General features: G+C 72.7%; 8 protein-coding genes. 2 read left to right on the top strand and 6 right to left on the bottom strand.

Annotated features, from left to right (window positions below; translation table 11 throughout):
• The first annotated feature begins 165 nt into the window (after nt 1-165).
• Together GXP76_RS33290 and GXP76_RS33285 are read left to right on the top strand one after the other, a co-directional pair.
• Nucleotides 166-1,131: a helix-turn-helix transcriptional regulator gene (locus tag GXP76_RS33290; RefSeq protein WP_242575350.1), complete on the top strand. Its 966-nt coding sequence runs from the start codon at nt 166-168 to the stop codon at nt 1,129-1,131.
• Between the two features lie 293 nt (nt 1,132-1,424).
• On the top strand, nt 1,425-1,730 hold the full coding sequence (locus tag GXP76_RS33285; RefSeq protein ID WP_242575349.1) for a hypothetical protein: 306 nt from the start codon (nt 1,425-1,427) through the stop codon (nt 1,728-1,730).
• A gap of 114 nt (nt 1,731-1,844) precedes the next feature.
• On the opposite strand, the gene GXP76_RS33280 is transcribed toward GXP76_RS33285, so the two are convergent.
• The 6 genes from GXP76_RS33280 to GXP76_RS33255 all read right to left on the bottom strand — a co-directional run bounded on the left by GXP76_RS33280 (nt 1,845) and on the right by GXP76_RS33255 (nt 6,153).
• Nucleotides 1,845-2,390 carry a Clp protease N-terminal domain-containing protein gene (locus GXP76_RS33280; RefSeq protein ID WP_242575348.1) on the bottom strand — a complete coding sequence of 182 codons (546 nt, stop codon included), beginning with the start codon at nt 2,388-2,390 and terminating at the stop codon, nt 1,845-1,847.
• Nucleotides 2,390-2,599 carry a helix-turn-helix domain-containing protein gene (locus GXP76_RS33275; RefSeq protein ID WP_069630502.1) on the bottom strand — a complete coding sequence of 70 codons (210 nt, stop codon included), beginning with the start codon at nt 2,597-2,599 and terminating at the stop codon, nt 2,390-2,392. Before GXP76_RS33275 ends, GXP76_RS33280 begins: the two co-directional genes overlap by 1 nt.
• A 54-nt stretch (nt 2,600-2,653) precedes the next feature.
• A complete protein-coding gene (locus GXP76_RS33270; protein ID WP_242575347.1) occupies nt 2,654-2,980 on the bottom strand; it encodes a hypothetical protein in 327 nt (108 codons plus the stop codon).
• Nucleotides 2,981-2,988: 8 nt separating this feature from the next.
• The gene (locus tag GXP76_RS33265) at nt 2,989-3,951 is read right to left on the bottom strand and encodes a zinc-binding dehydrogenase (protein ID WP_242575346.1); all 963 of its coding nucleotides are present in this window, start codon (nt 3,949-3,951) and stop codon (nt 2,989-2,991) included.
• Between the two features lie 76 nt (nt 3,952-4,027).
• Nucleotides 4,028-5,578 carry an alkaline phosphatase gene (locus GXP76_RS33260; RefSeq protein WP_242575345.1) on the bottom strand — a complete coding sequence of 517 codons (1,551 nt, stop codon included), beginning with the start codon at nt 5,576-5,578 and terminating at the stop codon, nt 4,028-4,030.
• Nucleotides 5,575-6,153 carry a phosphoesterase gene (locus GXP76_RS33255; RefSeq protein WP_242575344.1) on the bottom strand — a complete coding sequence of 193 codons (579 nt, stop codon included), beginning with the start codon at nt 6,151-6,153 and terminating at the stop codon, nt 5,575-5,577. The genes GXP76_RS33260 and GXP76_RS33255 overlap by 4 nt, the downstream gene beginning before the upstream one ends.
• Between the last annotated feature and the right edge of the window lie 51 nt (nt 6,154-6,204).

Raw genomic sequence — 6,204 nt, 5'->3', positions numbered from 1 at the left:
TGACGGTGTCCGGCTCGATCGCCCTGCTGCGGCGGCCACCCGCGGAGGATCCGTACGGCGCGGACCACCCGGCGCCCGCGTCCGCCGGCACCGCGCCCGTGGGCGCCGCCCCCCTGGACGTCGTCGCCGACGACGCGACGCCGGCCGACAAGAAGGAGCTCTGACATGCCCCCGGTCTTCGCCCACGGCCGCCTCCGCCTCTACCTGCTCAAGCTGCTCGACGAGGCGCCGCGCCACGGCTACGAGGTGATCCGTCTCCTGGAGGAACGCTTCCAGGGCCTGTACGCCCCCTCCGCCGGCACGGTCTACCCCCGGCTGTCCAAGCTGGAGGCGGAGGGCCTGGTCACACACGCCACCGAGGGGGGCCGCAAGGTCTACTCCATCACCGAGGCGGGCCGCGAGGAGTTGGCGGGCCGCAGCGGTGAACTCGCCGATCTGGAGCTGGAGATCCGCGAGTCCGTCTCCGAACTCGCCGCGGAGATCCGCGACGACGTACGGGGCGCGGCGGGCCGGCTCCGCAACGAGATGCGGGCGGCGGCGGCGACCGCGTCGGCCGGCCCCTCGGCCAGCGGGACCACCGACTGGGAGCAGGCCCCCGGGGACGGCGAGTCCTGGCGCGCGGCGAAGGAGGAGTTGCGCCGCGCGAAGCAGGAGTGGAAGGAACAGGCACGCCGGGCGAAGGACGAGTCACGCCGGGCGCGTGAGGACGCGCAGCAGGCGCGCCGCCAGGCCAAGGAGGCGCAGGAGACGGCGCGCGAGGAGATGCTGCGCATCGCCAAGCAGGTCCAGGACCAGGTGCAGGGCCACTTCTCGCGCGGCGACTGGCCGACGGGGGTACGGGAGGGCCTGTCCGAACTCTCGACGCACCTCGGCGGCCTGGCGAAGGGCACGGCGTGGCCCCCGTACACGAAACCGGACGCGCCGGAGACGGACACCGAGTGGGCGCAGGACACCCCACCGACGGGCGACCCGGCCCGCGACCTGGACCGCCTGCTCGACCGCTTCCGCGACGACGTCCGCGACGCGGCGCGGGACCACGGGGTGACGGAGGCCCAGCTCACGGAGGCGCGCCGCCACTTGTCGACGGCGGCGGCACACATCGGGGCGCTGCTGCGGAGGCCTCCGGCGTAGGGGGGTGCGGGGGCGCCGGGTCCCCGCGGTGACCGGTCCGTCCTCAATCGCCGGACGGGCTTCACATCCGCCCGCCCGGCGACGGGACAGGCGCCCGGGGCGCCTGTTCGGTGGTGCGGGCCGGTGGCCGTGGGCCCCTCCGGGGTCATGCCCGGACGGCGTGATTTACGGCGCGTGCAAGGCTCGTTGGACCCGACGACCCGCCTTGTCCACGCGCCACAAATCAGCCTGAGTGTCCGGCCACGCCCCCTGCGCGTCCCCCTTCACCGCGCGGGCCGTGGAAGACTCCTGCCGTGCCCACCTGGATAACCTCGCGCCGTCTGGGCGCCACCGCGGTCCTGTACGCCGTCTTCGTCGGCGGCTGGTACCTCGGTCAGCCGCTGGTCAATGTCGGCTGCCACTCGCCCGAACCGCTGACCGCGATCGAGCGCGACGAGACGATCAACGAGCCCGGCGACGTCGTCGGCGACCTCCGGTCGACGGCCACGTCGGTCGCACAGGTCGCCACCATCGAGGTCTTCGACACCGCCTCGATCGTGCCGTGCGACGCCACGCCCCGCCCCCGCCTGGTGGCCTGGGTGACGGGCGACTGGCGCTGAGACCGGACATGCGCCTCCGGAGGCCCCGCACCCCGCCCGTCAGCCGACAACAGCAACCCATCAAGCCCGTCCGGCGATTGAGGACGAACCGACCACCGGGCGGACCCGGTCAACCTAGCCCCGCTCCCCGAACAGCGCCCGCTCCACCGCGCCGTATGTCCCGCCGTGGTCCGCCAGTACGTCCGACACCACCCCCGGGCGGGCCGTCAGGGCCAGCAGGATGTGGCCGTCGGTGATCTGTCTGTCGCCGCGTCCCACCGCGACCCGCAGGGACTGCTCCAGCGTCTTCTTCGCGGCGGGCGTGAACCTCGTCCGGCCGCGCTTCGGGGGCTTCCCGCCCGCCCCCATCGCACCCTCGCCGTGCGCGTCCTCGACCTTCGAGACGATCCGCGCGACATCGATCCCGATCTCGGCTAGCGCCGCCGTGTCGGCGTGCGACATACCGCCCCGCCGTCGCGCGTCCGCGAGACCCGCCTCCACGGAGTCGCGCCGGTCCAGGATGCCGAGCGAGGTGAAGGCGAACGCCGCTCGCGTTCCCTCGGAGTCGAGCAGCGCGAGCAGCATGTGCTCCTCGGTGATCTCGGGCGACGCCGTGCGTTCGGCCTGGGCGACGGCGCCCGTCACCACGGCGCGCGCGCCCTTCGTGAACCGTTCGAACATCACTGCCTCCCGTACTTCTTGTGTACCGCCTGCCTGCTGACACCGAGCTGGGCCGCGATCTCCTGCCACGACCAGCCCTGGTTCCGGGCACTGCGCACCTGGACGGCTTCGAGTTGTTCGAGCAGTCGCCGCAGCGCGGCGACCGCCCGCAGCCCGACCCGTGGGTCGCGATCACCCGCCCGCTCGGCGAGATCCGTTGCATCGGTCATGGCGTCAATCTACGTTGACAAGGCTTCGACGTCAACCAAAATTGACAAGCGGTGTCAGCGCCGCAGCCGCCGCGCCCACCGCCGCAGTACGGAGCGGCGCCGGCGCGGCGGAGCGGTCCTGCCGCGGTACGGAAGCGATTCGCCCGCCGCGTGCGGATCGTCCGGCGACGGCAGCGGAATCCGCCGCTCGGCCCGCGCCTGGATCTCGTAGTGCGCGTCGTGCGCGGTCACCCGGAACGCCTCGTCGTACGAGGCCATCGCCGCGGTGATCCCCGCCCCCGCACTGCCCCGGCGCTTGACGAGGGAGGCGAGCCACCCGAAGAAGGCCATGACCACCGCGAGGCAGGCGACGATCATCAGCGGCGGCAGGAGTGAGTCCACGACAGCCCTCAGCCGGTCAGCACGATCTTGCCGAACAGATCGCCCGCGGCCATCCGTTCGAACCCCTCGCGGGCCCGGTCCAGCGGCAGGACGTCGTCGATCACCGGGCGGATGCCCGTCGTCGTACAGAAGGACAGCAGATCCTCCAGCTCGTCCTTCGTGCCCATCGTCGAGCCGACGACCTTCAGCTCCAGGAAGAAGATCCGGGTCAGTTCCGCGTGCGCCGGGCGGTCGCCGCTGGTCGCGCCGGAGATCACCAGCGTGCCGCCGGGGCGCAGGGACTTGACCGAGTGGGACCAGGTCGCGGCACCGACCGTCTCGATGACCGCGTCCACGCGGTGCGGCAGCCGCGCGCCGGGCTCGAACGCGTCGGCGGCCCCCAGTTCGACGGCGCGCTCGCGCTTCGCCTCGTCGCGGCTGGTGGCGTACACCCGCAGCCCGGCCGCCTTCCCGAGGACGATCGCCGCGGTGGCGACGCCGCCGCCCGCGCCCTGGACGAGGACGGAGTCCCCGGGCCGTACACCGGCGTTGGTGAACAGCATCCGGTACGCGGTGAGCCAGGAGGTCGGCAGACAGGCGGCCTGCTCGAAGGTCAGCCCGGCGGGCTTCGGCAGCAGGTTCCAGGTCGGTACGGTGACCTGCTCGGCGAAGGTGCCCTGGTACCTCTCGGTGAGGAGCGAGCGGGGCTCGCGGGGCCCGACGCCGTGGCCGCTCTGGCCGATGACGGAGTGGATGACGACCTCTTCGCCGTTCTCGTCGATCCCGGCGGCGTCGCAGCCGAGGATCATCGGCAGCTGTTCCTCCTTGAAACCGACCCCGCGCAGGGTCCAGAGGTCGTGGTGGTTGAGTGAGGCGGCCTTGACGGTCACGGTCGACCAGCCGGGGCGCGGCCCGGGAGCCGGGCGTTCGCCCAACTCAAGGCCGTCGAGGGGCTGGTCACGGTCGATGCGGGCTGCGTAGGCGGCGAACATGACCTTGACCCTAGAGCGGAGGCGGGACGCACGGAACCTCACCGGCGTGTGAGGCGGGTCCCGCCCCCGCTCTGTCTCAGTCCCTGCGGTACTGCGCGGGCGACGACTTCGTCGCCGGGTCCTCGTACGCGCCCGCCTTGCCCCGGTCCACATGGAACGTGGTCAGGGTGGAGACGGCGGAGGCCGGATCGCGGCGGTCGTCGATGACGCGCATATGAGTGCTGAATCGTTCCGGCGTGACCTCGTACACGTCGTAGCCGTACCGGTTCCCCTCGAAGTACTGGAGGTGCGGGTTGGCGGCGCCCATCAGCGGACCGTTCGTGGCGTTCCACTGCGCGTCGTAGGCGCTGGAGCTCACCGAGTGCGCGGTGAACTCCGTACCCACGACGGGCGATTCGGTGTCGTCGTAGTCCGGCCGGACGTCGTCGACGAACGCGGAGTGCCAGTCACCGGTGAGCACCACGAGGTCTTCGAGGCCGCTGGTGCGCACATGCTCCAGCACCTCCTTGCGCTCGCCGAGGAAACCGTCCCACTGGTCGGTGAACATGAAGCCGCCGCCGGGGCGCCCCCGGAGCTGGCTGAGCATGATCGAGTTGGCCCAGACGTGCCAGCTGTCGGGCGCGCGGTCGACGGTCTTCTTCAGCCACGCCTTCTGTCCGGCGCCGAGGATGGTGCCGTCGGCGAGGTTCTGCGCGGAGCGGTACTGCCGCAGGTCGAGCACGGCCAGCTCCAGCAGGTCGCCCCAGCGGCGCACCCGGTGGATGTCGATGTCCGGCAGGACGGAGTCCCCGGCGCCGCGGTGCGGCAGGTGCTCGTACCACGCCTGGTACGCGGCGGCCCGGCGCCGCATGAAGGGGGCGCCGCCGCCCGTACCGCTGTAGTCGTTCACCACCTCGTGGTCGTCCCAGGTCAGGAACCACGGGTGCGCGGCGTGCGCGGCGCGCAGGGACGGGTCGCCCTTGTAGAGGGCGTGGCGCATCCGGTAGTCGTGCAGGGTGTAGATGGCCGGACCGTTGTGGTCGCGGATGTCGCTGCCCTCGGGGCCGTGCTCGTAGATGTAGTCGCCGAGGTGGATGACGAAGTCCAGCTCCTCGCGGGCGATCCCGCGCAGCGCGGCGTAGTGGCCCTGCGGGTAGTTCTGGCAGTTGGCGGTGGCGAACCGGGCGGAGCGGACATGGCCGGCCGGTGCGGTACGGGTCCGGCCGAGGCGGCTGGTCCTGCCGAGCGCGGTGAAGGCGTACCAGTACGTACGGCCCGGACGCAGGCCGCCGACCGGCACGTGCACGCTGTGCGCGAGGGTCGCGGACGCGGGGACGGTGCCGCGCGCGACGACGCGGCGCAGCGCGCGGTCCTCGGCGACGACCCATCGGACGTCGACGACCTCACCGAGCGGCTGTTCGCCCGGCTCCGCGAAGGGCTCGGGCGCGAGCCGTGTCCAGAGCACGACACTGGTGGGCTGCGGATCGCCGGACCCTACGCCCAGCGTGAACGGCGCCTCGTCGTACGCCGAACCGAGCGCCTCCGCGGCCTCGCGGGCCTGTGCGGGCGAGAGCCCGGCGCTCAGGGGCCAGACCAGGTTGAGCGCGCCCGCGGCGCCGGCCGCCTTCAGCAGATCACGTCTGTTCACGAGTGCCTTCCCGAGGCCGTCAGGCGAAGTGATATCTCGTCGGCGTAGCCGTCGTTCGACGTGCCGGTGCCGGTACGGGTGAAGGAGAGCTGTACGCGGGCGGACCGGGCGCCCGGCGGCACGGCGGCCTCGGCGCTGCGCTCCAACAGGGCGGTGGCGCGGCCGCGTTCCTCGGCGGTGACGGGGCCGAGCACGGAGAGCGCGAGGGGGGTCCCCGCGCGGTCCCGGAACTCGACGGACAGCCTGACACCGTCCTCCTGCGCGGCGTACCCGCCGAGCCAGCCGCTCAGCACGTACCGGACGCGGCCGGCGTCGACGGCGCGGTGTCCTGCCGGACCGGCGGCGGGTACGGACACTTCCTGGACCAGGGTGGTCACCCCGCTGTTCCCGCCGGAGAAGAACCGCCGCCCGGCCGCGCCGGGTCCGGGGTCGGCGGGCGTGGGGTAGCCGTCACCGACGTCGTACCCGATGATCGCGGGCGCCCCCTGCCGCACGACCCAGCCGACGACCTGCCCGACGGGCTCGGCGGTTCCCCCCGACCCCTTCTCGGCATCACCGTTGACAAGCAGATTCACAAGCGCCTCCTGTCTGAGGATGGTTGGCGCGAGGATCTCACCAGGCGTGGG

This window comes from Streptomyces sp. NP-1717 (genome assembly GCF_022695985.1).
In the GTDB taxonomy this organism is placed as follows: domain Bacteria; phylum Actinomycetota; class Actinomycetes; order Streptomycetales; family Streptomycetaceae; genus Streptomyces.
This window is presented reverse-complemented; position numbering and strand designations above follow the sequence as displayed.

What these genes read in the sequence shown, in the direction of transcription:
- GXP76_RS33290 (WP_242575350.1), top strand. Translation starts at nt 166, where the DNA reads ATGCCCCCGGTCTTCGCCCACGGCCGCCTCCGCCTCTACCTGCTCAAG.
- GXP76_RS33280 (WP_242575348.1), bottom strand. Translation starts at nt 2,390, where the DNA reads ATGTTCGAACGGTTCACGAAGGGCGCGCGCGCCGTGGTGACGGGCGCC.
- GXP76_RS33275 (WP_069630502.1), bottom strand. Translation starts at nt 2,599, where the DNA reads ATGACCGATGCAACGGATCTCGCCGAGCGGGCGGGTGATCGCGACCCA.
- GXP76_RS33265 (WP_242575346.1), bottom strand. Translation starts at nt 3,951, where the DNA reads ATGTTCGCCGCCTACGCAGCCCGCATCGACCGTGACCAGCCCCTCGAC.